This window comes from Xanthomonas euvesicatoria, assembly GCF_013112235.1.
Taxonomy (GTDB): Bacteria; Pseudomonadota; Gammaproteobacteria; order Xanthomonadales; family Xanthomonadaceae; genus Xanthomonas; species Xanthomonas euvesicatoria.
Genome location: NZ_JABFFS010000001.1, coordinates 2,221,834 through 2,247,714, shown reverse-complemented (window position 1 = coordinate 2,247,714; position 25,881 = coordinate 2,221,834). Strand labels below are relative to the sequence as shown.

Annotated in this window: 30 protein-coding genes; 1 reads left to right on the top strand and 29 read right to left on the bottom strand. The window is 61.7% G+C overall.

Annotation, left to right across the window (positions count from 1 at the left end):
- The 21 genes from rplO to rpsJ all read right to left on the bottom strand — a co-directional run bounded on the left by rplO (position 1) and on the right by rpsJ (position 9,536).
- Positions 1 to 444 carry a 50S ribosomal protein L15 gene (gene rplO, locus HLH45_RS09690; RefSeq protein WP_003486676.1) on the bottom strand — a complete coding sequence of 148 codons (444 nt, stop codon included), beginning with the start codon at positions 442 to 444 and terminating at the stop codon, positions 1 to 3.
- Positions 445 to 448: 4 nt separating this feature from the next.
- The gene (rpmD, locus tag HLH45_RS09685; protein ID WP_003486678.1) at positions 449 to 640 is read right to left on the bottom strand and encodes a 50S ribosomal protein L30; all 192 of its coding nucleotides are present in this window, start codon (positions 638 to 640) and stop codon (positions 449 to 451) included.
- The gene (gene rpsE / locus HLH45_RS09680) at positions 633 to 1,175 is read right to left on the bottom strand and encodes a 30S ribosomal protein S5 (protein ID WP_003486682.1); all 543 of its coding nucleotides are present in this window, start codon (positions 1,173 to 1,175) and stop codon (positions 633 to 635) included. The genes rpmD and rpsE overlap by 8 nt, the downstream gene beginning before the upstream one ends.
- Before the next feature lie 158 nt (positions 1,176 to 1,333).
- Complete coding sequence (gene rplR / locus HLH45_RS09675) at positions 1,334 to 1,693, bottom strand: 50S ribosomal protein L18 (RefSeq protein WP_003486684.1); 360 nt, start codon at positions 1,691 to 1,693, stop codon at positions 1,334 to 1,336.
- 91 nt (positions 1,694 to 1,784) lie between these two features.
- Positions 1,785 to 2,312: a 50S ribosomal protein L6 gene (gene rplF / locus HLH45_RS09670; protein ID WP_008571666.1), complete on the bottom strand. Its 528-nt coding sequence runs from the start codon at positions 2,310 to 2,312 to the stop codon at positions 1,785 to 1,787.
- Positions 2,313 to 2,327: 15 nt separating this feature from the next.
- Entirely contained in the window at positions 2,328 to 2,726 is a 399-nt protein-coding gene (gene rpsH, locus HLH45_RS09665) for a 30S ribosomal protein S8 (RefSeq protein WP_003486688.1), read from the bottom strand.
- A gap of 205 nt (positions 2,727 to 2,931) precedes the next feature.
- Positions 2,932 to 3,237, bottom strand: coding sequence for a 30S ribosomal protein S14 (gene rpsN, locus HLH45_RS09660; RefSeq protein WP_008571667.1), 306 nt, complete (start codon positions 3,235 to 3,237; stop codon positions 2,932 to 2,934).
- Between the two features lie 18 nt (positions 3,238 to 3,255).
- Positions 3,256 to 3,798 carry a 50S ribosomal protein L5 gene (rplE, locus tag HLH45_RS09655; RefSeq protein WP_008571668.1) on the bottom strand — a complete coding sequence of 181 codons (543 nt, stop codon included), beginning with the start codon at positions 3,796 to 3,798 and terminating at the stop codon, positions 3,256 to 3,258.
- Between the two features lie 11 nt (positions 3,799 to 3,809).
- Complete coding sequence (gene rplX, locus HLH45_RS09650) at positions 3,810 to 4,127, bottom strand: 50S ribosomal protein L24 (RefSeq protein WP_008571669.1); 318 nt, start codon at positions 4,125 to 4,127, stop codon at positions 3,810 to 3,812.
- 15 nt (positions 4,128 to 4,142) lie between these two features.
- Positions 4,143 to 4,511: a 50S ribosomal protein L14 gene (gene rplN / locus HLH45_RS09645; RefSeq protein WP_003486699.1), complete on the bottom strand. Its 369-nt coding sequence runs from the start codon at positions 4,509 to 4,511 to the stop codon at positions 4,143 to 4,145.
- Between the two features lie 14 nt (positions 4,512 to 4,525).
- A complete protein-coding gene (rpsQ, locus tag HLH45_RS09640) occupies positions 4,526 to 4,795 on the bottom strand; it encodes a 30S ribosomal protein S17 (RefSeq protein WP_003486701.1) in 270 nt (89 codons plus the stop codon).
- 11 nt (positions 4,796 to 4,806) lie between these two features.
- Positions 4,807 to 4,992, bottom strand: coding sequence for a 50S ribosomal protein L29 (gene rpmC, locus HLH45_RS09635; protein WP_003486703.1), 186 nt, complete (start codon positions 4,990 to 4,992; stop codon positions 4,807 to 4,809).
- Positions 4,992 to 5,405, bottom strand: a complete 414-nt coding sequence (gene rplP / locus HLH45_RS09630) for a 50S ribosomal protein L16 (protein WP_003486706.1) — start codon at positions 5,403 to 5,405, stop codon at positions 4,992 to 4,994. The genes rpmC and rplP overlap by 1 nt, the downstream gene beginning before the upstream one ends.
- 5 nt (positions 5,406 to 5,410) lie before the next feature.
- Positions 5,411 to 6,145, bottom strand: a complete 735-nt coding sequence (gene rpsC, locus HLH45_RS09625; protein WP_008571670.1) for a 30S ribosomal protein S3 — start codon at positions 6,143 to 6,145, stop codon at positions 5,411 to 5,413.
- A gap of 17 nt (positions 6,146 to 6,162) precedes the next feature.
- Complete coding sequence (rplV, locus tag HLH45_RS09620; protein ID WP_003486710.1) at positions 6,163 to 6,498, bottom strand: 50S ribosomal protein L22; 336 nt, start codon at positions 6,496 to 6,498, stop codon at positions 6,163 to 6,165.
- Between the two features lie 12 nt (positions 6,499 to 6,510).
- On the bottom strand, positions 6,511 to 6,780 hold the full coding sequence (rpsS, locus tag HLH45_RS09615; RefSeq protein ID WP_005917128.1) for a 30S ribosomal protein S19: 270 nt from the start codon (positions 6,778 to 6,780) through the stop codon (positions 6,511 to 6,513).
- Positions 6,781 to 6,786: 6 nt separating this feature from the next.
- On the bottom strand, positions 6,787 to 7,614 hold the full coding sequence (gene rplB / locus HLH45_RS09610; RefSeq protein ID WP_003486715.1) for a 50S ribosomal protein L2: 828 nt from the start codon (positions 7,612 to 7,614) through the stop codon (positions 6,787 to 6,789).
- 10 nt (positions 7,615 to 7,624) lie between these two features.
- Positions 7,625 to 7,924, bottom strand: coding sequence for a 50S ribosomal protein L23 (rplW, locus tag HLH45_RS09605; protein ID WP_002811694.1), 300 nt, complete (start codon positions 7,922 to 7,924; stop codon positions 7,625 to 7,627).
- Positions 7,921 to 8,526, bottom strand: coding sequence for a 50S ribosomal protein L4 (rplD, locus tag HLH45_RS09600; RefSeq protein WP_005917124.1), 606 nt, complete (start codon positions 8,524 to 8,526; stop codon positions 7,921 to 7,923). The genes rplW and rplD overlap by 4 nt, the downstream gene beginning before the upstream one ends.
- 12 nt (positions 8,527 to 8,538) lie before the next feature.
- Positions 8,539 to 9,189, bottom strand: coding sequence for a 50S ribosomal protein L3 (gene rplC, locus HLH45_RS09595; protein WP_005917121.1), 651 nt, complete (start codon positions 9,187 to 9,189; stop codon positions 8,539 to 8,541).
- An 11-nt stretch (positions 9,190 to 9,200) separates the two neighbouring features.
- Positions 9,201 to 9,536, bottom strand: coding sequence for a 30S ribosomal protein S10 (rpsJ, locus tag HLH45_RS09590; RefSeq protein WP_008571672.1), 336 nt, complete (start codon positions 9,534 to 9,536; stop codon positions 9,201 to 9,203).
- Between the two features lie 1,010 nt (positions 9,537 to 10,546).
- Here rpsJ and HLH45_RS09585 point away from each other — a divergent pair.
- Positions 10,547 to 11,215, top strand: a complete 669-nt coding sequence (locus tag HLH45_RS09585) for a hypothetical protein (RefSeq protein WP_031421265.1) — start codon at positions 10,547 to 10,549, stop codon at positions 11,213 to 11,215.
- Positions 11,216 to 11,494: 279 nt separating this feature from the next.
- Here HLH45_RS09585 and tuf read toward each other — a convergent pair whose 3' ends face one another.
- From tuf to rplJ, 8 genes are all read right to left on the bottom strand, one after another.
- Positions 11,495 to 12,685 carry an elongation factor Tu gene (tuf, locus tag HLH45_RS09580; RefSeq protein ID WP_003486726.1) on the bottom strand — a complete coding sequence of 397 codons (1,191 nt, stop codon included), beginning with the start codon at positions 12,683 to 12,685 and terminating at the stop codon, positions 11,495 to 11,497.
- A gap of 48 nt (positions 12,686 to 12,733) precedes the next feature.
- Complete coding sequence (fusA, locus tag HLH45_RS09575) at positions 12,734 to 14,851, bottom strand: elongation factor G (RefSeq protein WP_008574200.1); 2,118 nt, start codon at positions 14,849 to 14,851, stop codon at positions 12,734 to 12,736.
- 137 nt (positions 14,852 to 14,988) lie between these two features.
- On the bottom strand, positions 14,989 to 15,456 hold the full coding sequence (rpsG, locus tag HLH45_RS09570) for a 30S ribosomal protein S7 (protein WP_005917592.1): 468 nt from the start codon (positions 15,454 to 15,456) through the stop codon (positions 14,989 to 14,991).
- 12 nt (positions 15,457 to 15,468) lie between these two features.
- On the bottom strand, positions 15,469 to 15,843 hold the full coding sequence (gene rpsL, locus HLH45_RS09565) for a 30S ribosomal protein S12 (RefSeq protein WP_002811712.1): 375 nt from the start codon (positions 15,841 to 15,843) through the stop codon (positions 15,469 to 15,471).
- A gap of 218 nt (positions 15,844 to 16,061) precedes the next feature.
- Positions 16,062 to 20,276, bottom strand: coding sequence for a DNA-directed RNA polymerase subunit beta' (gene rpoC / locus HLH45_RS09560; RefSeq protein ID WP_011346539.1), 4,215 nt, complete (start codon positions 20,274 to 20,276; stop codon positions 16,062 to 16,064).
- A 100-nt stretch (positions 20,277 to 20,376) separates the two neighbouring features.
- The gene (gene rpoB / locus HLH45_RS09555; RefSeq protein ID WP_029818764.1) at positions 20,377 to 24,528 is read right to left on the bottom strand and encodes a DNA-directed RNA polymerase subunit beta; all 4,152 of its coding nucleotides are present in this window, start codon (positions 24,526 to 24,528) and stop codon (positions 20,377 to 20,379) included.
- Between the two features lie 285 nt (positions 24,529 to 24,813).
- Positions 24,814 to 25,179 carry a 50S ribosomal protein L7/L12 gene (gene rplL, locus HLH45_RS09550; RefSeq protein ID WP_008574194.1) on the bottom strand — a complete coding sequence of 122 codons (366 nt, stop codon included), beginning with the start codon at positions 25,177 to 25,179 and terminating at the stop codon, positions 24,814 to 24,816.
- A gap of 54 nt (positions 25,180 to 25,233) precedes the next feature.
- Complete coding sequence (rplJ, locus tag HLH45_RS09545; RefSeq protein WP_005930748.1) at positions 25,234 to 25,767, bottom strand: 50S ribosomal protein L10; 534 nt, start codon at positions 25,765 to 25,767, stop codon at positions 25,234 to 25,236.
- Positions 25,768 to 25,881 lie beyond the last annotated feature (114 nt).

The window sequence follows — 25,881 nt, the reverse complement described above, 5'->3', positions numbered from 1 at the left end:
TTACTCCTCTACGCTGCCGCCGGCAGCTTCGATTGCCGCCTTGGCGCCTGCGGTTGCCGCAACGCCCTTCAGCACGAACTTCTTGCTCAGCTCGCCCTTCAGCACGATCTTCGCCTTCTTGGCGCGGCTCGGGACCAGATTGGCCGCACGCAGCGCTGCGAAGTCGACATCGCCGGCATCCAGCTTGTCCAGCTGGTAGGACAACACTTCTGCCGTATCGCGCGCCATCTTGGAGCGGAAACCGATCTTCGGCAGACGGCGCTGCATCGGGGTCTGGCCGCCTTCGAAGCCGGCCTTGATCTTGCCGCCGCCCTTACGAGCGAACGAGCCCTTGTGACCGCGACCAGCGGTCTTGCCGAGTCCCGAACCGATACCACGACCGACGCGGGTGCGCTCGGTACGGGCGCCGTCGGCCGGCTTGAGGTCATTAAGACGCAGAGTCATGGGATTACTCCTCAACCTTGACGAGGTAATGAACCGTATTGATCAGGCCACGCACCTGCGGGCTGTCCTTCAGTTCACGCACATCGTTCAGCTTATTCAGGCCCAACGCACGCACCGACAGGCGGTGACGCGACTGGGTTCCACGCAGGCCACGCACCAGGCGCACCTTCACGGTCTTGTTGGTGTCCTTAGCCATGGTTGAGCTCCTCCACCTTCTTGCCGCGCTTGGCCGCAACGCGTGCCGGCGACTGCACTTCCGACAGACCCTTCAGGGTCGCACGGACCAGGTTGATCGGATTACGCGAACCGACAGCCTTGGCCAGCACGTTCTTGACGCCAACCGCTTCCAGCACAGCGCGCATGGCGCCGCCTGCGATGACGCCCGTACCTTCCGAAGCCGGCTGCATGTAGACGCGTGCTGCGCCATGGCCGGACTTGACGGCATGCCACAAGGTGCCGTTGTTCAGATCGACAGTGGCCAGATTCTTGCGCGCCTGTTCCATCGACTTCTGGATGGCAACCGGCACTTCGCGCGCCTTGCCATAACCGAAACCGACCTTGCCCAGACCATCGCCGACCACGGTCAGCGCGGTGAAGGTGAACTGGCGACCGCCCTTGACCGTCTTGCTGACGCGATTGACCGCGACCAGCTTTTCGATCATGCCATCGTCGACTTTCTCTTCGCGGTTACGGTCGCGATCACGACCCCGCGGTGCACGTTCTTCTGCCATCTTGATTCCTTGATTGATTGAGTATGTACGGCTCGAAGCCGCTTATGGTTGTGAAGTGAAGCGGTGTTCCCGGCACCGTTGCAAAAGAACGGGACGGTCCGGCATCTCCCTGCCGGCGGTATCGCGAAGGTGGTCGATGACCACCTCCGCAGCAGTGCTTAGAACTGCAGGCCGCCTTCGCGCGCAGCGTCGGCAAGCGCCTTGATGCGGCCGTGGTAGCGGTAGCCCGAGCGGTCGAATGCGACCTTCTCGATGCCTGCAGCCTTGGCGCGCTCGGCGATCAGCTTGCCGACCTTGGCGGCCGCATCGCTGTTCTTGCCGTTCTTCAGGCCATCCTTGACGTCGGCCTGCAGGGTGTTCGCAGCAGCGATCACCTTGGAGCCGTCGGCAGTGAAGACCTGCGCATACAGGTGTTGACCGGTGCGCAGCACCGACAGGCGGGCAACGCCGAGCTCACGGATGTGCGCACGGGTGGACTTGGCGCGACGCAGACGGGCGATGTTCTTGTTGATGCTCATGATATTTATCCTACGAAAGCTGAAGGAAAACAGGCTTGTACATTGAAAAGTCCGGCCATGGATGGCCGGGCTCCTCGCAGAGGGACCTGCCTTACGCCTTCTTGGCTTCCTTGCGAATGATGACTTCACCGGCGTACTTCACACCCTTGCCCTTGTAGGGCTCCGGCGGACGGAAACCGCGGATCTTGGCGGCAACTTCGCCGACGCGCTGCTTGTCGGCGCCCTGGACCACGATTTCGGTCTGGGTAGGAGTCGACAGCGTGATGCCATCCGGCGCCACGAATACCAGCGGGTGCGAGAAACCGAGCGCCAGGCTCAGGTCCTTGCCCTGCATGGCAGCACGGTAACCGACGCCGACCAGCTCGAGCTTGCGCTCGAAGCCTTCAGAGACGCCCTTGACCATGTTGGCCAGGATGGCGCGCACGGTGCCGGTGAGGGCGATCTGCGACGGATCGTTAGCCGACAGCGTGGCAACGTCGCCATCGATGGCGATTTCGACACCAGCCGGCTTGGGCAGGGTCAACGTGCCCTTCGGGCCCTTGACGCTGACCAGCTCAGGCTGGACCTTGAGTTCAACACCCTTCGGGAGGGAGACAGGCTTCTTGGCTACACGGGACATGTTCGATTCCTTCCCTTAGGCCACGAAGCACAGAACTTCACCACCAACGCCGGCTTCGCGAGCCTGCGCATCGGTCATGATGCCCTTCGACGTGGAGATGATGGCGATACCCAGGCCACCGAGGACCTTGGGCAGCTCGGTCTTGCCGCGGTACTGGCGCAGACCCGAGCGCGAAAAACGCTTCAGGGTCTCGATGACCGGGCGGCCTTCGAAATACTTCAGCACGATTTCCAGTTCCGCCTTGTTGTTTTCGGTCTGGGTCACGCGCAGGTCGGTGATGTAACCCTCGTCCTTCAGGACCTGGGCGATCGCAACCTTAATCTTGGACGACGGCAATTTCACCGTCTGCTTACCAACCGCGGCCGCATTCTTGATGCGAACCAGCAGGTCGGCGATGGGATCAGTCATGCTCATGTGAGTACCTTTGAGTGCACCGATATCCGCTTTCGCGAAAATCTTGTGTTTTCCTGGGGACGGGCCAGGACCCTTGACGCCATGCCAAGCCCGAACGGGCAAGACAGAAGCGGAAGTATACGACAAAAGAGCCCGACTTGCGTCGGACTCTCTTGTTGAACAGAACCATCCTGTTCAAATCCGGCCGCGAACGGCCGGAATGCTGTTACCAGCTCGCCTTACGCAGGCCCGGAACGTCGCCGTTCATCGTGGCCTTGCGCAGCATGTTGCGACCCAGACCGAACTTGCGGTAGACACCGCGCGGACGACCGGACAGCTCGCAACGGTTGCGATAGCGGCTCGGCGACGAATCGCGCGGCAGCTTCTGCAACTTGGTCGACGCTTCGATCTTCTCTTCGTAGGACGCATCCTGACTGGAGAGGATCTTCTTCAGCGCATCACGCTTGCCGGCGAATTTCTTCGCCAGCTTTGCACGCTTGATGTCGCGGTGGATCATGGAGGTCTTTGCCATTTCGGATGTCCTCGACGGTCAGTTACGGAACGGGAACTTGAACGCTGCCAGCAGCGCCTTCGCTTCCGCATCCGTCTTGGCGGTGGTGGTGATGGCGATATCCATACCGCGAATCGCGTCGACGGCGTCGAAGTCGATTTCCGGGAAGATGATCTGTTCCTTCACACCCATGTTGAAGTTGCCACGACCGTCGAAGGAGCGACCGGACACACCACGGAAGTCGCGCACGCGCGGCAACGAGATGTTGATCAGGCGATCCAGGAACTCGTACATCTTGGCGCGACGCAAGGTGGTCTTGCAGCCGATCGGCCAACCGTCACGGATCTTGAAGGATGCGACCGAAACGCGCGACTTGGTGACCACCGGCTTTTGGCCGGAGATCTTGGCCATGTCGGCGACCGCATTTTCCAGGATCTTCTTGTTGGTAGCGGCTTCGCCCACGCCCATGTTGAGCGTGACCTTGACCAGCTTCGGCACTTCCATCGGATTGGTGTAGCCGAATTCCTTCATCAGGGCCGGCACCACGTTTTCCTTGTAAAACTTTTCGAGACGAGTGTTCATGATCTCATTCCTCAGGCGTCGAGCGCCTCACCGCTGGAGCGGAACACACGCAGTTTGCGTCCATCCTCCAGCACCTTGAAGCCAACGCGCTCGCCCTTGCCCGTTGCCGGGTTGACGATATTGACGTTGGAGATATGGATCGACGCTTCACGCTCGACCACGCCGCCGGCAACGCCTGCCTGCGGGTTCGGCTTGGTGTGGCGCTTGATGACGTTGGCGTTGGAGACGATCACGCGATCGCCCTCCACACGCACCACTTCACCCTGCTTACCCTTGTCCTTGCCGGTGTTGATGACGACCTGGTCGCCCTTCTTGATACGGTTAGCCATGTGTATGTCCTCCGCTCACAGCACTTCGGGAGCGAGCGAGACGATCTTCATGAACTTCTCGGAACGCAGCTCGCGCGTCACCGGCCCGAAGATGCGGGTCCCGATCGGCTCCTGCTTATTGTTCAACAGCACAGCGGCGTTGCCATCGAAGCGGATCAGCGAACCGTCGGGACGGCGCACACCCTTGCGGGTACGCACCACGACGGCGTCGTAGACTTCGCCCTTCTTGACCTTGCCACGCGGAATGGCGTCCTTGACGGTCACCTTGATGATGTCACCAATGTGTGCGTAACGGCGCTTGGAGCCGCCCAGCACCTTGATGCACATCACTTCCTTGGCACCCGAATTGTCGGCGACATCGAGGTAGCTCTGCATCTGGATCATGATTCAGATCTCCCTTATTCGGCCGAACGGGTGACGATTTCCACCACCCGCCAGTTCTTGGTCTTGGACATCGGAGCAATCTCGGTCACACGCACGACGTCGCCTTCGTTGCAGGCATTGTCGGCATCGTGTGCGTGCAGCTTGGTCGAGCGCTTGATGTACTTGCCGTACAGCGCATGCTTGACCTGGCGCTCCACCAACACGGTGACCGTCTTGTCCATCTTGTTGCTGACGACACGGCCTTCGACCGTGCGCAGCGTTTGCTTTTCGTTATTGTCGCTCATCGCGGCCGTCCTTACTTGGTGCTGCCGAGCAGGTGCTTGACGCGAGCAATCTCGCGGCGCACCCGGCGGGTTTCGTGGGTCTTCGGCAGCTGGCCGGTGACCTGCTGCATACGGAGCGAGAACTGCTCCTTACGCAGATCGGTCAGGTGGGCCTTCAATTCGTCAGCCGACTTCTCGCGGAGTTGTTTGATATCCATCAGCGCACCGTCCGGGTCACGAAAGTGGTGGTCACCGAGAGCTTGGCAGCGGCAAGGCGAAACGCCTCACGTGCGGTCTCTTCGGGGATTCCCTCGATTTCATAGATCATGCGGCCCGGCTGAATCTGCGCGACCCAGTACTCCACGTTGCCCTTACCGGAGCCCATGCGGACTTCGATCGGCTTCTTGGTGATCGGCTTGTCGGGGAACACACGGATCCACATCTTGCCGCCCTTCTTGACGTGGCGGCTGATCGTGCGGCGTGCTGCTTCAATCTGGCGTGCGGTCAGCTGACCGTGCGCCGTGGCCTTGAGGCCGTACTCGCCGAAGCTGACGGCGTTTCCGCTCCATGCCAGGCCGTCGTTACGGCCCTTGTGCATCTTGCGATATTTGGTTCGCTTGGGTTGCAACATTGCCGTTACCTCGCTTCACGAGCCGGGCGCGACGGGCGGTCACCACGGTCGCCGCGATCGTTACGATCGTTGCGCGGGCTGTCGTCCTGCTTTTCCTGGCCAACCTGAGAGAAGTCGAAGACTTCGCCCTTATAGATCCAGACCTTGATGCCGATGATGCCGTACGTCGTGGACGCCTCGGCAAAACCGTAATCAATGTCGGCACGTAGCGTGTGCAGCGGCACGCGGCCTTCGCGGTACCACTCCGAACGGGCAATTTCTGCACCGTTGAGGCGGCCAGCCACATTGACCTTGATGCCCAAGGCACCCAGGCGCATCGCGTTACCGACCGAGCGCTTCATTGCACGGCGGAACATGATGCGACGCTCAAGCTGCTGCGCGATCGACTCGGCGACCAGCTGCGCATCCAGCTCCGGCTTGCGCACTTCGGTGACGTTGATGTGCGCCGGAACGCCCATCAGCTGGCTCACTTCCTTGCGCAGCTTTTCGATGTCCTCGCCACGCTTGCCGATCACCACACCCGGACGGGCGGTGTGAATGGTCACGCGGGCGGTTTTGGCAGGGCGCTCGATCAAGATCTTGCTGACACCTGCCTGCGCGAGCTTCTTGCGCAGCATTTCACGCACTTTCAGGTCGGCTGCCAGATAGGAGGCGAACTCGGCCTTGTTTGCGTACCACTTGGAATTCCAGTCCTTGGCGATGCCGAGGCGGATTCCAGTCGGATGAACTTTATGACCCATGGTCTTTTCCTTTCCGCTTACTTGGCGGCGCCCACAACCACAGTGATGTGGCTGGTGCGCTTGAGGATGCGGGTACCGCGGCCTTTCGCCCGCGCCATGAAACGCTTCAGGGAGGGACCTTCATCAACCATGATGGTCTTGACCTTCAGCTCGTCGACATCCGCGCCCTGATTGTTCTCGGCATTGGCGATCGCCGACTCCACCACCTTTTTGATCAGGTGTGCAGCCTTCTTGTCCGAGAACTTCAGCAGATTGACCGCACGTTCGGCGGACAAACCACGCACCTGGTCAGCGACCAGGCGGGCCTTCTGCGGGGAGATGCGCGCGGTGCGCAGGATTGCTTTCGCTTCCATCGTCATCTCTCCTTACCTGCCCGACTTCTTGTCGCCACCGTGACCCTTGAAGGTCCGGGTGACGGCAAATTCGCCGAGCTTGTGGCCGACCATATTCTCGTTGACGAGCACCGGAATGTGGTTCTTGCCGTTATGCACGGCGATGGTGATGCCTACCATTTCAGGCAGGATCATCGAACGGCGCGACCAGGTCTTGATCGGCTTCTTGCTACCCGCAGCGGACTCCACCTTCTTTGCAAGGTGGTGATCGACGAACGGGCCCTTCTTAAGTGAACGTGCCATGGTCGATTAGCCCCTACGATCGCGGACGATGAACTGCTGGGTGCGCTTGTTCTTGCGCGTCTTGTAACCCTTGGTCGGAACACCCCACGGGGTGACCGGATGCGGATTACCCTGACCAGCCTTCGCTTCACCACCACCGTGCGGGTGATCGACCGGGTTCATGGCCGCACCGCGAACGGTCGGACGAACACCGCGCCAACGCTTGGCGCCGGCCTTGCCCAGCTTCTCAAGGTTGTGCTCGTCGTTGCCGACTTCGCCGATGGTGGCGCGGCACTCGACCGGCACCTTGCGCATTTCGCCCGAGCGCAGACGCAGCGTGGCATAGATGCCTTCGCGAGCGACCAGCTGGACGGCTGCACCGGCGGCACGTGCGATCTGAGCGCCCTTACCCGGCTTCAGCTCGATACCGTGAACCGTCGTACCGACCGGGATGTTGCGCAGCGGCAGCGTGTTGCCGGTCTTGATCGGTGCGTTGGCACCGGCAATGACCTGGTCGCCGGCCTTCAGGCCCTTGGGGGCGATGATGTAGCGGCGCTCGCCGTCGACGTAGCACAGCAGGGCGATATGAGCGGTACGGTTCGGATCGTATTCGATCCGCTCCACACGCGCCGGAATGCCTTCCTTGTTGCGCTTGAAGTCGATGATGCGGTAGTGCTGCTTGTGGCCACCACCGACGTGACGCACGGTGATGCGGCCGTGGTGGTTACGACCACCGGACTTGCTCTGCGAGTCGAGCAGCGCCGCGTGCGGTGCGCCCTTGTGCAGATCGGGAGTAACCACGCGCACGGCGGAACGACGGCCGGGAGAGGTGGGTTTGAACTTCATCAATGGCATGGGATGGACCTCAGGCCTTGGCCGTTACGTCGATGGACTGACCATCAACCAGGCGGACGTACGCCTTGCGCCAATTGCCGCGGCTGCCAGCACGGTTACGGAAGGACTTGCTCTTGCCCTTAACGTTGACCACGTTGACTGCCTTGACCTTGACGTCGAACAGCTGCTCAACCGCGGCCTTTACATCGGCCTTGGTGGCTTCGTTCGAAACTTCGAAGACATACTGGTTGGAGATTTCCTGCAGGCGCGCGGTCTTTTCGGAGACTCGCGGAGCACGCAGCACGCTGAAGATTTTTTCGTTGCTGCTCATGCCAGCCACTCCTCGACCTTCTTGACCGCATCGGCGGTGATCACGACCGTATCGGCCCCGACCAGAGCGACCGGATCCAGACCCTGCACGTCACGCACCTGCACATACGGCAGATTGCGAGCGGACAGATACAGGTGCTCGGAAGCCTCTTCGGTAACGATCAGCGGGCGCTTGCCCACTTCCAGCCCCTTGAGCTTTTCGATCAAGCCCTTGGTCTTGGTCGCTTCGAGGTCGAACGCGTCGACGATCATCAGACGACCCTGACGGTTCAGCTCGGAGAAGATCGCGCAGATGGCCGCACGGTACATCTTGCGGTTGACCTTCTGCTCGAAGCTGCGCGGCTTGGCCGCGAAGGTCACGCCACCGCCGACGAAGATCGGAGCCGTCAGCGCGCCATGACGCGCACCGCCGCCCTTCTGCTTTTTCGACTTCTTGGTCGTGCCCGCAACTTCCGAACGCGTCTTCTGTGCCTTGGTACCGGCGCGACCGGCATTGCGATAAGCGACAACGACCTGGTGAACCAGATCTTCGCTGAATTCGCGACCGAACACGGCATCGGAGACCGAGACCTTGTTGTTGCTACCCGTGATAACGAGTTCCATCGTCATCTCTCCTTATGCCTTGCTCGCCGGACGGACGATCACATCGCCACCAGCTGCGCCAGGCACGGCGCCGCGGATAGCAATCAGACCACGCTCGACGTCGACCTTGACCACTTCCAGGTTCTGCGTGCTTTGCTGCACTGCGCCCATGTGGCCCGACATCTTCTTGCCCGGGAAAACGCGACCCGGGGTCTGGCGCTGACCCAGCGAACCCGGCGCGCGATGCGACAGCGAGTTACCGTGGGTTGCATCGCCCATACGGAAGTTGTAGCGCTTGATGGTGCCCTGGAAACCCTTACCCTTGGTGACGCCCTGGACGTCGACCTTCTGGCCGACCTCGAAGATGTCCGCCTTGATTTCGCCACCGACGGCGAAATCGCCGAGCTGGGCATCTTCAACACGGAATTCCCACAGGCCGCGACCCGCTTCCACCTTCGCCTTGGCGAAGTGGCCTGCAGCCGGCTTGTTGACCAGCGCGGCACGACGGGCGCCAACGGTGACCTGCACGGCGCTGTAGCCGTCAACTTCGACGGTCTTGATCTGCGCGATGCGGTTCGGAGTTGCTTCGATCAGCGTGACCGGTACCGAGCGGCCGTCTTCAGTGAAGACGCGGCTCATACCAGCCTTGCGGCCCACGAAGCCCAACGAATATTTCTTCGTCATGGTCGTAGTCCTCAGGTCAACTTGATCTGGACGTCGACGCCAGCCGCGAGCTCGAGCTTCATCAGCGCGTCCACGGTCTTGTCGTTCGGGTCGATGATATCGAGCACACGCTTGTGCGTGCGGGTTTCGTATTGGTCACGCGCATCTTTGTCAGCATGCGGGGATACGAGGATAGTGTAACGTTCGATCTTGGTCGGCAACGGGATCGGGCCACGCACTTGCGCGCCAGTCCGCTTAGCCGTTTCGACGATCTCGCTGGCCGAACGGTCAATCAAGCGATGATCGAACGCCTTCAGCCGGATACGGATCTTCTGATCCGCCTTCTGACCGGTCTTTTGCTCCGCCATGACGGTGGGTTCCTTCGTTAAAAGAGCGACGGGCAAGGCCTCTGGGATACCTGCCCCGATATTCCTGACGTTGATGAAATCGCCGCGCATCCTGCTGGCGAGGGCATTTCCTCCGCCCAAAAACTGAGGCAGCCCGGTGACCCGGCCTGCCCAGACGGAAAAGTATAATGCGCAACAAGAGCACGGTCAACAACGTGAGAGTTGTTGAGTGCTCCATGCAACGCGACCTTCCCGGTCTGGCGAACACGAGCGGCATCCTGCCGTTCTTTTCGCTGTAACTCAGCGCCCTACCCAGGGACACCGAGCCGCGCATTCTAGCGGCTCACCTCCGCTCCTGCAAGCGCGCGACTCTGATCCGGAGTTAGCCCGGTAGCAGCTGTGACGCATAAACCCGCCCCGGACACCACCTTTGTCGTGGCGCTAGTCCGGACTGACCAGACTCAGGGCCGGGAATCAAACACGACGGACATGGACAACGGCCGGTGTATAGCGGCCCTGGCTCCAGGCAATATCTAACCCCAGCGGCGTTGCCGGGATACTGCGGTGATCGTTGCAGGGCCCTACTTTGCCAACGCGTTTGCATCACCGGTGTGCTGGTGCAGGCAAAGCCTGCCACGACTGCAGCAATGCTGCTTCCGAAGATGGCCCTGCAGATAACACCTAAGCAGCACGCCCCCCCGATCCGCCCGGTGGCAGGGTGTCGACCACCGGCAAGAATCCGCCCACTACACTGGGAACGCCATCCATATCGAACTCACCAACGACGTCCGTATCCGCGCAAGCGGCGCGCCATTTGACGGCGCTGATGCTAGACCGTATCGCGGTGGACGCTTCCGGTCTCAGCGACATCGACGGCCCCACCGGCGCTTATCGGGTCGACCTCCGTCGCGGACCGGATTACCGACAGCTGCAAAGGCGGCATAAGGTAGACGTATCAACCAATATAAGTAACCAACCTTTCTTTCCCACCCGGCCTCGTCCTTGCAGGATTTCGCCACCGGACACCCCCTATGCCCCGGCACTCTCTCTTGTTTTGCGGCCTACTACTCTTCGGACTCGTCGCCCCGCCTTCCCGCGCTGCCAGCAACGATGGCAAAGCCTGCTCGCGCGCGTTGCACCTGACGTTTATTACCTCCGCCAGCGCGACCACGTTGCCGGCGGCATGCGCGCACATCGGTCCGCTCGCACTTGGAATGCGCAAGCAACAGGTACTGGCCGCGCTAGGGCAGCCTGACGTTACCCACACCGATGCGGTGGATCCGAACAGACTCAGCCTGCTGTATCTGTACCCGCGCGACATCAAAGCACAGCTGGCGCAGCATCCGCGTCGAGCTGTCGTGCAAGGCGAGCTGGCGGTGGGATTGCGCAATGACCGTGTCAGCAACCTGATCGCCTTCGCCGATCAGAGGGCGCCCCTGCCCTTCCATCTGCTCGGCCATCCGGTCGGCACCCACATCAACCGCATCCTCCAAACGATCGGCGGCAGCCCGCAATGGAATGCCAGCCGCGATTACGTCCAGTTCTCCGCCATGCCACTGGGCATTGACGTGGACCCGGACACTTTGGCCATCGTCGGGCTGAACATCGCAACCACCAAACAGGAGCTGGACAATTTCGACCTGCCCGGCCTGAATCTGCTCAAGAGCCCGACAAGCGGCTTGATCAACGGCATTCGCTGACTGTTGCCGGCATCTGCGCGCCATGCCGCCTCACGTCATGACAGCCGGTTTGCCAATCCGCGATCATGCCGCCGATGCGACTTGCGCACGCACCCACCGGATGCAGCGTTATGAGTGGGGCAGGCGCCTATTTTCTTCATCTTTCTCTTTGCATCGGCAAGCGCATTCCCGCGCCAGTCAGAGCCCGGCCAACACGCGGACAAAGAAAAAGGCCGGCTCTCGCCGACCTTTTCTTTTCCAGCGACACGGCAGCCGAAGCTGCCGTGCTGCAGGTGTTGCTTACTTGATGATCTTGGCAACCACGCCGGCGCCGACGGTACGACCGCCTTCACGGATGGCGAAGCGCAGACCTTCGTCCATCGCGACCGGGTTGATCAGGGTCACGACCATCTTCACGTTGTCGCCCGGCATCACCATCTCCACGCCTTCCGGCAGCTGGCAGGCGCCAGTGATGTCGGTGGTGCGGAAGTAGAACTGCGGACGGTAGCCCTTGAAGAACGGGGTATGACGGCCACCCTCGTCCTTGGACAGCACGTAGACTTCGGCTTCGAACTCGGTGTGCGGCTTGATCGAACCCGGCTTGCACAGCACCTGGCCGCGCTCGACGTCGTCACGCTTGGTGCCGCGCAGCAGCAGACCGGCGTTGTCGCCTGCCTGACCCTGGTCCAGCAGCTTGCGGAACATTTCCACGCCGGTAACGGTGGTCTTCTGCGTGTCGCGGATACCGACGATTTCGATTTCGTCGCCCACCTTGATGATGCCGCGCTCGATACGACCGGTCACCACGGTGCCGCGACCGGAGATCGAGAACACGTCTTCGACCGGCATCAGGAACGGACGATCCACGTCGCGGGTCGGCTCCGGAATGAACGAATCCAGCGCCTCGACCAGCTTCAGGATCGCCGGCACGCCGATGTCGCTCTGATCGCCGTCCAGCGCCAAACGCGCCGAACCGTGGATGATCGGGGTGTCGTCGCCCGGGAAGTCGTACTTGCTCAGCAGTTCGCGCACTTCCATTTCGACCAGCTCGAGCAGCTCGGCGTCGTCGACCATGTCGGCCTTGTTCAGGAACACCACGATGTGCGGCACACCGACCTGACGCGAGAGCAGGATGTGCTCACGGGTCTGCGGCATCGGGCCGTCAGCGGCCGAGCACACCAGGATCGCGCCGTCCATCTGCGCTGCACCGGTGATCATGTTCTTGACGTAGTCGGCGTGGCCGGGGCAGTCAACGTGCGCGTAGTGGCGGGTCGGGGATTCGTATTCGACGTGTGCGGTCGAAATCGTGATGCCGCGCGCCTTCTCTTCCGGCGCCGCGTCGATCGCGTCGTACGCCTTGAACTCACCACCGAAACGCTCGGCACCGATCTTGGTCAGCGCAGCGGTCAACGTGGTCTTGCCATGGTCAACGTGACCGATGGTGCCGACGTTCACGTGCGGCTTGGTGCGCTCGAATTTAGCTTTTGCCATGACTAACTACCTCTAATTGAAAAATTTGTGAGAAGCGGCTGAGCGAACTCAGCCCTTCTTGGTGACGGCGTCGGCGATATTGGCCGGTGCCTCTTCGTAGTGGTCGAACTCCATCGAGAACGTCGCACGGCCCTGGCTCATCGAGCGCAGCGAAGTGGCGTAACCGAACATTTCACCCAACGGGATCATCGCGTTGATGATCTTGCCCGACGGGCTGTCGTCCTGACCCTGCAACACGCCACGACGGCGGCTCACGTCGCCCATCACGTCACCCAGGTAATCCTCCGGACTGACGATTTCGACCTTCATGATCGGCTCCAGCAACACCGGGCTGGCTTTCGCGAAGCCCTGCTTGAACGCCATCGATGCAGCCAGCTTGAACGCCATTTCCGAGGAGTCGACGTCATGGTACGAGCCGAACACCAGCTTGACCTTCACGCCCACCACCGGGAAGCCGGCGATCGGACCACTGGTGATCGTTTCGCGCAGACCCTTTTCGACCGAGGGGATGAATTCCTTCGGAATGATGCCGCCGGTGATGTCGTTGATGAAGAGGAAATCGTCCTTGACGTTCTCGCTCTTGCGCTCTTCCTCGGTCATCGGCGACAGCTCGATCACGACGTGACCGTACTGACCCTTACCACCGGACTGCTTGGCGTGCTTATAGTCAGACTTGACGTCGGACTTGCGGATCGTTTCGCGGTAGGCCACCTGCGGCTTGCCGACGTTCGCCTCGACATTGAACTCGCGACGCATGCGGTCGACGATGATGTCCAGGTGCAACTCGCCCATGCCCGAGATGATGGTCTGGCCGGATTCTTCGTCGGTCTTGACGCGGAACGAGGGATCTTCCTGCGCCAGACGGCCCAGGGCCATGCCCATCTTTTCCTGGTCCGACTTGGTCTTCGGCTCCACCGCCATCGAGATCACCGGCTCCGGGAACACCATGCGCTCCAGGGTGATGATCTTGTCCTGCGCACACAGCGTGTCGCCGGTGGTGACATCCTTCAGACCCACGGCAGCGGCGATGTCGCCCGCACGCACTTCCTTGATCTCTTCGCGATTGTTGGAGTGCATCTGCAGGATGCGGCCCACGCGCTCCTTCTTCGACTTGACCGGGTTGTAGACCTGGTCGCCGGAGTTCAGCGTGCCCGAATAGACACGGAAGAACGTCAGCGAGCCCACGAACGGGTCGGTCATGATCTTGAACGCCAACGCCGAGAACGGCGCGGTATCGGTGGCAGCGCGCGTGTCTTCCTTCTCGTCTTCGTCGATACCCTGCACCGGCGGACGGTCAGCCGGCGACGGCAGCAGGTGCACGACGCCGTCGAGCATGGCCTGCACGCCCTTGTTCTTGAACGCCGAGCCGCAGAACACCGGCACGATCTCCACCTTCAAGGTGCGCTCGCGCAGACCCGACAGGATCTCCTGTTCGCTCAGGTCGCCCTCGTTGAGGTACTTGTCCATGAGGTCTTCGCTGGCTTCTGCAGCCGCTTCGACCATGAACGAGCGTGCCTCGGTCGCGACATCGACCAGGTCGGCCGGAATATCGCGGTATTCGAAGGTGGTGCCCTGCGATGCGGTATCCCAATGGATCGCCTTCATCTTCAGCAGGTCGACCACGCCCTCAAAGCCGTCTTCGGCGCCGATCGGCACCTGCATCGGCACGGCGTACGCACCCAGACGGGCCTTCAGCTGCTCAACGACCTTGTCGAAGTTGGCACCGGTACGGTCCATCTTGTTGACGAAGGCCATGCGCGGCACGGAATACTTGTTGGCCTGGCGCCACACGGTCTCGGACTGCGGCTGCACGCCACCGACGGCGCACAGCACGAACACCGCACCGTCGAGCACGCGCAAGGAGCGCTCCACTTCGATGGTGAAGTCGACGTGCCCGGGGGTGTCGATGATGTTGAAGCGGTGCTGCGGCATGGACTTGTCCATACCCGACCAGAACGCGGTGGTCGCAGCGGAGGTGATGGTGATACCACGCTCCTGCTCCTGCTCCATCCAGTCCATCACTGCAGCGCCGTCATGGACTTCGCCGATCTTGTGACTCACACCGGTGTAGAACAGGATGCGTTCGGAAGTGGTGGTCTTGCCGGCATCGATGTGGGCCATGATGCCGAAGTTGCGGTAACGCTCGATAGGGGTGGTGCGGGCCACGGGGAGCCTCTCAATTTCTTGGATTTCGGATGGCCGAACGCCGCCTTTCGGCGGCCTTCGGATTGGATGCGACGCAACATGCGTCGCAAACAGCACTCATATGGTGCTGAAGGGCCCCGTTACCAAGGCCCCCGAGGTCACCAGCGGTAATGTGCGAACGCCTTGTTCGCCTCCGCCATACGGTGGGTCTCTTCGCGCTTCTTGATCGCGCCGCCGCGGCTTTCCGAGGCGTCCAACAGTTCTGCAGCCAGCTTACGCGGCATGGTGTTCTCGCCACGCTTGCGCGCGGAATCGATCAACCAGCGCATTGCCAGCGCCATGCGACGGGAGGAACGCACTTCGACGGGCACCTGATAGGTAGCACCACCGACGCGACGCGATTTAACTTCGACAGCCGGGGCCACGTTGTCCAGTGCCTTCTGCACCAGTTCGATGGCATTCGGATTCTTTTCGCCAATGACGTCCATTGCGCCATAGACAATTTTCTCAGCAACCGACTTCTTGCCACTCTGCATCACCATATTGATGAAGCGGGCAATGGTTTCGCTGCCATGCTTTGGATCTGGCAGGACGGTGCGCTGCGGAGTAGAACCTTTACGGGACATTTGAGTATTTCCTTAGCTCTTCGGGCGCTTGGCGCCGTACTTGGAACGGCCTTGACGACGCTTGGCGACGCCGGCGGCGTCCAGCGAACCACGGACGGTGTGATAACGCACACCGGGAAGATCCTTGACGCGGCCACCGCGAATCAGGACAACGGAGTGCTCCTGCAGGTTGTGGCCTTCACCACCGATGTAGCTGATGACCTCTTCCTGGTTGGTCAGGCGCACCTTGGCGACTTTACGCAGGGCCGAGTTCGGCTTCTTCGGGGTAGTGGTGTAGACGCGTGTGCAGACGCCACGGCGCTGCGGACACTTGTCCAGTGCCGGAGAGGCACTCTTGTAGGTGGTCGCTTGCCGAGGCTTGCGGACCAGCTGATTGATCGTCGTCATCAGTTGATTCTTCTGATTGATAGGCCGAGACGGCCTGCACGAAAACAAAGGCAGGCCGAGACCGGCCCACCGAGACAGAGAAGTATAGCTGGCAGGACGAAACTCCGTCAACTTCACGGAATCTGAACCTGCTGGCCCATCCAAGGCCGGAAAACGGAGGGCCTCCTGCCCTCCTTTTCGCCTGGCTTACGGCGGTCTTGCGGCCGCCGTCGGAGCGCTTACTCCTCGTCCGCGCCAGCGTCGGCCACTGCAGCGACCGGTTCGGCGGCTGCCGGCTTGCCCGACAGCGTTTCCATTTCCGAGTCGGTCAGACCCGAGGCCTTGCGACGTCCGGCGTGATACGCCAGACCCGTACCGGCCGGGATCAGGCGACCCACGATCACGTTTTCCTTCAGACCGCGCAGGTTGTCGCGGGTGCCGCGGACGGCCGCCTCGGTCAACACGCGGGTGGTTTCCTGGAACGATGCCGCCGAGATGAACGACTCGGTGGCCAGCGACGCCTTGGTGATACCCAGCAACACCGGATCGTACTTGGCCGGCAGTTCGTTGCGCTTGACTAGGCGGGCATTTTCCTCGATGACGCGCTGGCGCTCGACCTGCTCGCCGTTGAGGAACTTGCTGTTGCCCTGGTCAACGATCTCGACCTTACGCAGCATCTGGCGCGTGATCACCTCGATGTGCTTGTCGTTGATCTTCACGCCCTGCAGGCGGTACACGTCCTGGATTTCCTTGACCAGGTATGCGGCCAGCGGTTCGACACCCAACAGGCGCAGGATGTCTTGCGGACTCGGCTCGCCGTCCACCACGGTCTCGCCCTTGGTCACGTGTTCACCTTCGAACACGATGATCTGGCGGTACTTGGGAATCAGCTCTTCGTGTTCCGAACCATCGGTGTCCTTGATGATCAGGCGCTGCTTGCCCTTGGTGTCCTTACCGAAGCTGATGATGCCCGAGCGTTCGGCCAGGATCGCCGGATCCTTCGGCTTGCGTGCTTCGAACAAGTCGGCAACGCGCGGCAGACCACCGGTGATGTCGCGGGTCTTGGACGCTTCCTGCGGGATCTTGGCCACCACGTCGCCCACGCCGACGGCAGCGCCGTCCTGCAGGTTGACGATGGAGCGCGGCGGCAGCAGGTACTGGGCCGGCAGATCCGTATTCGGAATCGTCAGGTCGTTGCCCTTGGCATCGACGATGCGCACGATCGGGCGCAGTTCCTTGGCCTGTGCACCGCGACGCTTCGGGTCGGTGATTTCACGCGACGCCAGACCGGTCAGCTCGTCGGTCTTCTCGATGACGGTGACGCCGTCGACGAAGTCGATGAAGCGGATGAAGCCAGCCACTTCCGACACGATCGGGTGGTTATGCGGATCCCAGTTGGCAACGCTCTGCCCGGCCTTGACCGCATCGCCGTCTTTGGCGGTGATGGTCGCGCCGTACGGCAGCTTGTAACGCTCGCGCTCGCGGCCATGGCCGTCGAGCACGGACAGTTCGCCAGAACGCGAGACCGCAACCAGCGAACCGCTGGCATGCGCCACCGACTTGAGGTTGTTGAACTTCACCGAACCGGTGGTCTTGACGGTGATATTGTCCACCGCAGCCGCACGCGATGCCGCACCACCGATGTGGAACGTACGCATGGTCAGCTGGGTACCCGGCTCGCCGATCGACTGCGCGGCGATGACGCCGACCGCTTCGCCGATGTTGACCTGGTGACCACGTGCGAGGTCGCGGCCGTAGCAACGTGCGCACACGCCGAACGAGGATTCGCAGCTGATGGTCGAACGCACCTTCACCGACTGCACGCTGGCGTCTTCGAGCTTGGCCACCCAGGCTTCGTCGAGCAGCGTGTTGCGGGTGACGATCGGCTCTTCGTCGTTGCCCGGCAGGTACACGTCCTCGGCCACCACGCGGCCCAGCACGCGCTCGCGCAACGGCTCGACCACGTCGCCGCCTTCCACGATCGGGGTCATGATCAACCCTTCGGTGGTGCCGCAATCGATTTCGGTGATCACCACGTCCTGCGCCACGTCGACCAGGCGGCGGGTGAGGTAACCGGAGTTCGCCGTCTTCAGCGCGGTATCGGCCAGACCCTTACGGGCACCGTGGGTGGAGTTGAAGTACTCCTGCACGTTCAGACCTTCGCGGAAGTTCGCCTTGATGGGCGTCTCGATGATCGAGCCGTCCGGACGCGCCATCAGGCCGCGCATGCCGGCCAGCTGACGGATCTGCGCCTGGCTACCACGGGCACCGGAGTCGGCCATGATGTACAGCGAGTTCATCGACTTCTGGTCGATGGTCTCGCCCTTGGCGTTCTCGACCTTTTCGGTACCGATGGTGTCCATCATCGCCTTGGCGATGCGCTCGCTGGTACGCGACCAGATGTCCACGACCTTGTTGTAGCGCTCGCCGGCGGTGACCAGGCCCGACTGGTACTGCTCCTGGATTTCCAGCACTTCGGCTTCGGCTTCGGTGAGGATGCCCTTCTTCTCGTCGGGGATCAGCATGTCGTCGATACCGATCGACACGCCGGCGCGGGTTGCGTAGGCATAGCCGGTGTACATCAGCTTGTCGGCGAACACGACGGTGTCCTTCAAGCCCAGCAGACGGTAGCTGGAGTTGATCAGACGCGAGATGTTCTTCTTGGTCATCTCGGTGTTGGCCAGCTGGAACGGTAGGCCTTCAGGCAGGATTTCGCTCAGCAGCGCACGGCCGACCGTGGTGTCCACGATCGAGGTACCGCTGCTGCGCTTGCCGCCGGCTTCCACATCCACCTGGGTGATGCGCACCTTGACCTTGGCGTGCAGTTCGACCACGCGGTTGTCGTAGGCGCGCTTCACTTCGCTGGTGTTGGCGAACACCATGCCCTCGCCCTTCTTGTTCTCCAGGGCGCGGCTCATGTAGTACAGGCCCAACACCACGTCCTGCGACGGCACGATGATCGGCTCGCCGTTGGCCGGCGACAGGATGTTGTTGGTGGACATCATCAACGCACGCGCTTCCAGCTGGGCTTCCAGCGAGAGCGGCACGTGGACGGCCATCTGGTCGCCGTCGAAGTCGGCGTTGAAGGCAGTACACACCAGCGGATGCAGCTGGATGGCCTTGCCTTCGATCAACACCGGTTCGAACGCCTGGATGCCCAGACGGTGCAGGGTCGGCGCACGGTTCAACAGCACCGGATGCTCGCGAATCACCTCTTCCAGGATGTCCCAGACTTCGGCTTCTTCGCGCTCGACCAGCTTCTTGGCGGCCTTGATGGTGGTGGCCAGGCCACGACGCTGCAGCTTGGCGAACACGAACGGCTTGAACAGCTCGAGCGCCATCTTCTTCGGCAGGCCGCACTGGTGCAGCTTCAGGTACGGACCGACGGTGATGACCGAACGACCGGAGTAGTCCACGCGCTTGCCGAGCAGGTTCTGACGGAACCGGCCCTGCTTGCCCTTGATCATGTCGGCCAGCGACTTCAGCGGACGCTTGTTGGTGCCGGTGATGGCACGGCCGCGACGGCCGTTGTCCAGCAGCGCATCGACCGATTCCTGCAGCATGCGCTTTTCGTTGCGCACGATGATGTCCGGCGCATTGAGCTCGAGCAGGCGACGCAGACGGTTGTTGCGGTTGATCACGCGGCGGTACAGATCGTTCAGATCCGAGGTCGCGAAGCGGCCGCCATCCAGCGGCACCAGCGGACGCAGGTCCGGCGGCAGCACGGGAAGCACGGTCATGACCATCCACTCCGGACGGTTGCCCGATTCCAGGAAGGCTTCGATCAGCTTGATGCGCTTGGTGAGGCGCTTGAGCTTGGTTTCCGAACCGGTGCTGGCGATTTCTTCGCGCAGGCGGGTCATTTCCGACTGCAGGTCGATCGTGCGCAGCAGCTCGTACACCGCCTCGGCGCCCATGGCGGCGTCGAAGTCGTCGTTGTACTCCTGGCGTGCGGTCAGGTACTGCTCTTCGGTCAGCAGCTGGCGGCGCTCGAGCGGGGTCAGGCCCGGCTCGGTGACGACATAGGCTTCGAAGTACAGCACGCGCTCGATGTCACGCAGGGTCATGTCCAGCATCAGGCCGATGCGCGACGGCAGCGACTTGAGGAACCAGATGTGCGCGACCGGCGAGGCCAGGTCGATGTGACCCATGCGCTCGCGACGCACCTTGGCCAGGGTGACTTCGGTGCCGCACTTTTCGCAGACCACGCCACGGTGCTTCATGCGCTTGTACTTGCCGCACAGGCACTCGTAGTCCTTGATCGGTCCGAAGATGGCGGCGCAGAACAGGCCGTCACGCTCGGGCTTGAAGGTACGGTAGTTGATGGTTTCGGGCTTCTTCACTTCGCCGTAGGACCAAGAACGGATCAGGTCCGGCGACGCCAGCGCGATCTTGATCGCGTCGAAATCCAGCGTCTGGCGCTGCTGATTGAAGAGGTTGAGCAGGTCTTTCATTTGATATCTCCGGGTCGGAGGAATTTCGTATCTGAGATGAAACCGAGGGCGTTACGTTCCGGATCCCGGCAGCGCATTGCGGCGCCGGGATCCGTCTCGATCACTCTTCCAGTTCCATGTTGATCGCCAGCGAGCGGATTTCCTTCACCAACACGTTGAAGGATTCCGGCATGCCCGCGACCATCTCGTGCTCACCATCGACGATGTTCTTGTACATCTGGTTGCGGCCCTGCACGTCGTCGGACTTCACCGTCAGCATTTCCTGCAGGGTGTAGGCCGCGCCGTAGGCTTCCAGCGCCCAGACTTCCATTTCACCGAAGCGCTGACCACCGAACTGTGCCTTGCCGCCCAGCGGCTGCTGGGTCACGAGCGAGTACGGGCCAGTCGAGCGCGCATGCATCTTGTCGTCGACCAAGTGGTTCAACTTCAGGTAGTGCATGTAGCCGACCGTGGTCTTGCGATCGAACGCTTCGCCAGTGCGACCGTCGTACAGCTGGGTCTGACCGCTCTGCGGCAGGTCGGCCAGTTCCAGCATGCGCTTGATTTCCGCTTCGCTGGCGCCGTCGAAGACCGGGGTCGCCATCGGCACGCCGTCGATCAGGTTCTTGCCCAGGTTGAGCAATTCCTCATCGCTGAACTGCGACAGGTCCACGCGCTGTGCATTGATCGCGTTGTCGTGGTTGTAGATGTCGTTGAGGAACTTGCGCAGCTCGCTGACGGCGGCCTGGGCTTCCAGCATGCGCTGGATCTTGCGACCCAGGCCCTTGGCGGCCCAACCCAGATGCACTTCCAAAATCTGGCCGATGTTCATACGCGACGGCACGCCGAGCGGGTTCAACACGATGTCGACCGACTCGCCGGTGGCCATGTACGGCATGTCTTCCACGGGCACCACGTTGGAGACCACACCCTTGTTGCCGTGGCGGCCTGCCATCTTGTCGCCCGGCTGGATACGGCGCTTCACGGCCAGGAACACCTTGACCATCTTCAGCACGCCCGGTGCGAGGTCGTCGCCCTGAGTGATCTTGCCGCGCTTGTCGGCAAAACGTGCTTCGAATTCCTTCTCGTGCGCCTGGATCTGCTTCTGCGCACGCTCGATGGCGTCGGCAGCGTCTTCGTCCTTCATGCGCAGCTGGAACCAATCGGACTTCTTCAGCCCGTCCAGGTACGCGTCGGTGACGGTGTCGCCCTTCTTCAGGTTGGCGCCGCCGTTGGCGACCTTACCCACGATCTGCGAGCGCAGACGTGCGTAGATGGCCGCTTCCAGGATGCGGAACTGGTCGTCGAAGTCCTTCTTGACCCGCTTGATCTCGTTTTCCTCGATCTGGCGGGCGCGCTTGTCCTTCTCGATGCCGTCGCGGGTGAAGACCTGCACGTCGATGACGGTGCCGTCCATGCCCGGGGGCACGCGCAGCGAGCTGTCCTTCACGTCGGACGCCTTTTCGCCGAAGATCGCACGCAGCAGCTTTTCTTCCGGGGTCAGCTGGCTCTCGCCCTTCGGCGTGACCTTGCCGACCATGATGTCGCCGGCGCGCACTTCCGCACCGATGTACACCACGCCGCTTTCGTCCAGACGGTTCAAGGCCTGCTCGGACACGTTCGGGATGTCGGCGGAAATTTCCTCCGGCCCCAGCTTGGTGTCGCGCGCAACGCAGGTCAGTTCCTCGATGTGGATCGTGGTGTAACGATCCTCTTCCACCACGCGCTCGGAGAGCAGGATGGAGTCTTCGAAGTTGTAGCCGTTCCAAGGCATGAAGGCGATCAGCATGTTCTGGCCCAGCGCCAGTTCACCGATGTCGGTGGACGGGCCGTCGGCCAGCACGTCGCCGCGCGCGATCACGTCGCCCACATTCACCAGCGGGCGCTGGTTGATGCAGGTGTTCTGATTGGAGCGGGTGTACTTGATCAGGTTGTAGATATCCACGCCGGCATCGGTGCCGCCGCCGATTTCTGCCTCGTTGACCTTGACCACGATGCGGGCTGCGTCGATCTGCTCGATCACGCCACCACGCAGCGCATTGACGGTCACACCCGAGTCGCGCGCAACCGCACGCTCGATGCCGGTACCGACCAGCGGCTTCTGCGAACGCAGCGTCGGCACGGCCTGGCGCTGCATGTTGGCGCCCATCAGTGCGCGGTTGGCGTCGTCGTGCTCGAGGAACGGCACCAGCGCCGCTGCGACCGACACGGTCTGCATCGGCGAGACGTCCATGAAGTGCACTTCGGACGGCGGCTTCAACAGCGATTCGCCCTGGAACCGGCACGGCACGAACTGCTCGGTGAGCATGTTCTTGGCATCGGTCAGCGCGTTCGCCTGGGCGATCACGTACTCGTTTTCTTCGATCGCCGACAGGTATTCGACGTCGTCGGAGACCTTGCCGTCCAGCACCTTACGGTACGGCGTCTCGAGGAAGCCGTACTGGTTGGTGCGGGCGAACACGGCCAGCGAGTTGATCAGGCCGATGTTCGGACCTTCCGGCGTTTCGATGGTGCAGACGCGGCCGTAATGGGTCGGGTGCACGTCGCGCACTTCGAAGCCGGCGCGTTCGCGGGTCAGGCCGCCCGGACCCAGCGCGGAGACGCGACGCTTGTGCGTCACTTCCGACAGCGGATTGTTCTGGTCCATGAACTGCGACAGCTGCGAGGAGCCGAAGAATTCCTTGATCGCAGCAGCCACCGGCTTGGCATTGATCAGTTCCTGCGGGGTCAGGCCTTCGGACTCGGCCATCGACAGGCGTTCCTTGACCGCGCGCTCGACGCGGACCAGGCCCACGCGGAACACGTTCTCGGCCATTTCGCCCACCGAACGCACGCGACGGTTGCCCAGGTGATCGATGTCATCGACCACGCCGCGACCGTTGCGGATTTCGGTGAGCACCTTGATCACTTCCAGGATGTCGGAGGTGTCGGCGTGCTCGGCGACCAGGCGCTTGGATTCTTCGTCGTTACGCTCGGCAAAGTACTTCTTGTCGTACAGCACCGACTCGCCCAGCACGTCCTTGCGGCCGACGCGACGGTTGAACTTCATGCGGCCGACCGTGGACAGGTCGTAGCGCTCGAAGGTGAAGAACAGGTTGTGGAACAGGTTCTGCGCCGCTTCCTTGGTCGGCGGCTCGCCCGGACGCATCATGCGGTAGATTTCGACCAGCGCTTCCAGCTGCGTCTTGGTCGGATCGATGCGCAAGGTGTTGGACAGGTACGGACCACGATCCAGATCGTTCACCCACAGGGTGCCCACCGCATCGACGCCGGCCTTGCGGAAGGCAGCCAGCTGGTCTTCGTTGATCTCGTCGTTGGCATTGGCCAGCAGTTCGCCGGTGGAGCCATCGACCACGTCGTGCGACAGGATGCGACCGACCAGGTAGTCGTCCGGCACGGCCAGCGCGGCAACGCCGGCAGCTTCCAGTTGTTTGACGTGGCGCGCAGTGATGCGCTTGCCCGCTTCCACGATGACCTTGTCGCCATCGGCCAGGTCGAAGTTCAGCGTTTCACCACGCAGGCGCTCAGGCACCAGCTCCAGCTGCACGCCTTCGTCCGGGTTGATGTGGAAGGTATTGATCTCGAAGAACTCGGCCAGCATCTCTTCGTTGCTGTAGCCAAGCGCACGCAGCAGGATCGATACCGGCAACTTGCGGCGACGGTCGATACGGGTGAACAGCGCGTCCTTCGGGTCGAACTCGAAGTCCAACCACGAGCCACGGTAAGGAATGATGCGGGCGCTGTACAGCAGCTTGCCCGAGCTGTGGGTCTTGCCACGGTCGTGGTCGAAGAACACGCCCGGCGAGCGATGCAGCTGCGAAACGATCACGCGCTCGGTGCCGTTGACGATGAAGGTACCGTTGCCGGTCATCAGCGGAATCTCGCCGAGATAGACCTCCTGCTCCTTCACGTACTTGATCGCCTTGGTCGACGACTCGCGGTCGTAGATCACCAGGCGCACGGTCACGCGCAGCGGCGCGCCATAGCTCATGCCGCGCTGACGGCATTCACGCTCGTCAAACACCGGCTGACCCAACTTGTAACCGACATACTCCAGCGCAGCGTTGCCGCTGTAGCTGGAAATCGGGAACACCGACTTCAATGCCGCGTGGAGACCGAGGTCCTTACGCTTGTTCGGCTCCACGTCTTCCTGCAGGAATTCGCGGTAGGAATCCACCTGGATGGCAAGCAGGAACGGCACTTCGAGGATCGAGCGCTGCTTACCGAAGTCCTTGCGGATACGCTTTTTTTCGGTGAACGAATAAGACGTCATGAGGTCTTCACCCTAGGCTGCGGGGGCCACATCGCGGCGGCCCTGAAATAACAAAATTGTCAGTTGGAAGTCGCTGGTATTGCCGGCACCAGCACGCCTTCTCCCGCTACTTCCAACTACCAACTCGGTGAGGCCGGGAATCGGGAATCGAGAATCGGATGATCGCGCGATGTTGCACTGCGATTGTCCAATCCCGATTCCCCTCCGAAACGGCCAAAGGCCGGGAGCTTTACGCTCCCAGCCTTCAGTGCATCACCATGAAACGCTGGCGATGCAAGGTACTGCTTACTTGATTTCGACAGTCGCGCCAGCTTCGGTCAGTTCCTTCTTGATCTTCTCGGCTTCGTCCTTCGAAGCGCCTTCCTTCAGCATGCCACCGGCTTCGGTCAGATCCTTGGCTTCCTTCAGACCCAGGCCGGTCACGGCGCGCACGGCCTTAATGACGCCAACCTTGTTGGCGCCACAGTTGGTCAGCACCACGTTGAACTCGGTCTGCTCTTCAACCACGGCCGCCGGGCCAGCTGCAGCAGCAGCGACCGGGGCAGCGGCGGAGACGCCGAACTTTTCTTCGATGGCCTTGACCAGCTCCATCACTTCCATCAGGGACTTCTCGGCGATGGCGTCGACGATCTGTTCGTTGGTAAGGGACATTGTGATTACCTTTAAATGATTTTCTGGATTGGGGTTCTAGCGAACGCTAGGACATCAAGCTTCGGCAGTCTCGGCGACCGGCGCGGCGGCTTCGTCGCCACCACCCTGCTTGTCGCCAACGGCCTTGACGGCACGGGCGAACATGGCAGCCGGTTCGGACAGCACGCGGGCCAGCATGGCCAGGGCCTGGTCACGGGTCGGCAGCGAGGCCAACACGTCGACGTGACCCGCCGGGAACAATTCCCCGCCGATGGACACGACCTTGGCCTGCAGCTTGTCGTTGCTCTTGGCAAATTCCTTGATCAGGCGACCGGCTGCGCCGGGCTCCTCCATCGAAAACGCATACAGCAAAGGACCGACCAGCTTGTCAGCAGCGACAGCGAAATCAGTACCTTCAACGGCACGCGCGGCCAGGGTGTTCTTGACAACTTTCAAGAACACGCCGGTTTCGCGGGCCTGCTTACGCATCGCGGTCATCTGGGAGACCGTGGTGCCAGCGTATTCGGCGGCGATCAGGGAGTGGGCCTTGGCGGCGATGTCTGCCAGCTCGGCGACTACTTCTTGCTTCTGGGACAGATTGAGAGCCATTGCACTCCTCCGTTAAAGCCGGGATTCGGGATTGGTACTTCGGAATCCGTCACAGCAATCACGCCGTTGCCAGATCCCACATGCCGAATCGTCATCCCCGCTTCAAACTACTCC

What these genes read in the sequence shown, in the direction of transcription:
- rpsG (WP_005917592.1), bottom strand. Translation starts at nt 15,456, where the DNA reads ATGTCCCGTAAAGGTTCTACTCCGCAGCGCACCGTCCTGCCAGATCCA.
- rplX (WP_008571669.1), bottom strand. Translation starts at nt 4,127, where the DNA reads ATGGCTAACCGTATCAAGAAGGGCGACCAGGTCGTCATCAACACCGGC.
- rplP (WP_003486706.1), bottom strand. Translation starts at nt 5,405, where the DNA reads ATGTTGCAACCCAAGCGAACCAAATATCGCAAGATGCACAAGGGCCGT.
- rpmD (WP_003486678.1), bottom strand. Translation starts at nt 640, where the DNA reads ATGGCTAAGGACACCAACAAGACCGTGAAGGTGCGCCTGGTGCGTGGC.
- rpsJ (WP_008571672.1), bottom strand. Translation starts at nt 9,536, where the DNA reads ATGGCGGAGCAAAAGACCGGTCAGAAGGCGGATCAGAAGATCCGTATC.
- rplW (WP_002811694.1), bottom strand. Translation starts at nt 7,924, where the DNA reads ATGAGCAGCAACGAAAAAATCTTCAGCGTGCTGCGTGCTCCGCGAGTC.
- rpsN (WP_008571667.1), bottom strand. Translation starts at nt 3,237, where the DNA reads ATGGCAAAGACCTCCATGATCCACCGCGACATCAAGCGTGCAAAGCTG.
- rplJ (WP_005930748.1), bottom strand. Translation starts at nt 25,767, where the DNA reads ATGGCTCTCAATCTGTCCCAGAAGCAAGAAGTAGTCGCCGAGCTGGCA.
- tuf (WP_003486726.1), bottom strand. Translation starts at nt 12,685, where the DNA reads ATGGCAAAAGCTAAATTCGAGCGCACCAAGCCGCACGTGAACGTCGGC.
- rpsH (WP_003486688.1), bottom strand. Translation starts at nt 2,726, where the DNA reads ATGAGCATGACTGATCCCATCGCCGACCTGCTGGTTCGCATCAAGAAT.
- rplO (WP_003486676.1), bottom strand. Translation starts at nt 444, where the DNA reads ATGACTCTGCGTCTTAATGACCTCAAGCCGGCCGACGGCGCCCGTACC.
- rpmC (WP_003486703.1), bottom strand. Translation starts at nt 4,992, where the DNA reads ATGGATATCAAACAACTCCGCGAGAAGTCGGCTGACGAATTGAAGGCC.
- rplN (WP_003486699.1), bottom strand. Translation starts at nt 4,511, where the DNA reads ATGATCCAGATGCAGAGCTACCTCGATGTCGCCGACAATTCGGGTGCC.
- rplR (WP_003486684.1), bottom strand. Translation starts at nt 1,693, where the DNA reads ATGAGCATCAACAAGAACATCGCCCGTCTGCGTCGCGCCAAGTCCACC.
- rpsL (WP_002811712.1), bottom strand. Translation starts at nt 15,843, where the DNA reads ATGACGACGATCAATCAGCTGGTCCGCAAGCCTCGGCAAGCGACCACC.
- rplL (WP_008574194.1), bottom strand. Translation starts at nt 25,179, where the DNA reads ATGTCCCTTACCAACGAACAGATCGTCGACGCCATCGCCGAGAAGTCC.
- rpsE (WP_003486682.1), bottom strand. Translation starts at nt 1,175, where the DNA reads ATGGCAGAAGAACGTGCACCGCGGGGTCGTGATCGCGACCGTAACCGC.
- HLH45_RS09585 (WP_031421265.1), top strand. Translation starts at nt 10,547, where the DNA reads ATGCCCCGGCACTCTCTCTTGTTTTGCGGCCTACTACTCTTCGGACTC.
- rplB (WP_003486715.1), bottom strand. Translation starts at nt 7,614, where the DNA reads ATGCCATTGATGAAGTTCAAACCCACCTCTCCCGGCCGTCGTTCCGCC.
- rpsS (WP_005917128.1), bottom strand. Translation starts at nt 6,780, where the DNA reads ATGGCACGTTCACTTAAGAAGGGCCCGTTCGTCGATCACCACCTTGCA.
- rpsQ (WP_003486701.1), bottom strand. Translation starts at nt 4,795, where the DNA reads ATGAGCGACAATAACGAAAAGCAAACGCTGCGCACGGTCGAAGGCCGT.
- rplD (WP_005917124.1), bottom strand. Translation starts at nt 8,526, where the DNA reads ATGGAACTCGTTATCACGGGTAGCAACAACAAGGTCTCGGTCTCCGAT.
- rpoB (WP_029818764.1), bottom strand. Translation starts at nt 24,528, where the DNA reads ATGACGTCTTATTCGTTCACCGAAAAAAAGCGTATCCGCAAGGACTTC.
- rpsC (WP_008571670.1), bottom strand. Translation starts at nt 6,145, where the DNA reads ATGGGTCATAAAGTTCATCCGACTGGAATCCGCCTCGGCATCGCCAAG.
- rplV (WP_003486710.1), bottom strand. Translation starts at nt 6,498, where the DNA reads ATGGAAGCGAAAGCAATCCTGCGCACCGCGCGCATCTCCCCGCAGAAG.
- rplF (WP_008571666.1), bottom strand. Translation starts at nt 2,312, where the DNA reads ATGTCCCGTGTAGCCAAGAAGCCTGTCTCCCTCCCGAAGGGTGTTGAA.
- rplC (WP_005917121.1), bottom strand. Translation starts at nt 9,189, where the DNA reads ATGACGAAGAAATATTCGTTGGGCTTCGTGGGCCGCAAGGCTGGTATG.
- rplE (WP_008571668.1), bottom strand. Translation starts at nt 3,798, where the DNA reads ATGAACACTCGTCTCGAAAAGTTTTACAAGGAAAACGTGGTGCCGGCC.
- rpoC (WP_011346539.1), bottom strand. Translation starts at nt 20,276, where the DNA reads ATGAAAGACCTGCTCAACCTCTTCAATCAGCAGCGCCAGACGCTGGAT.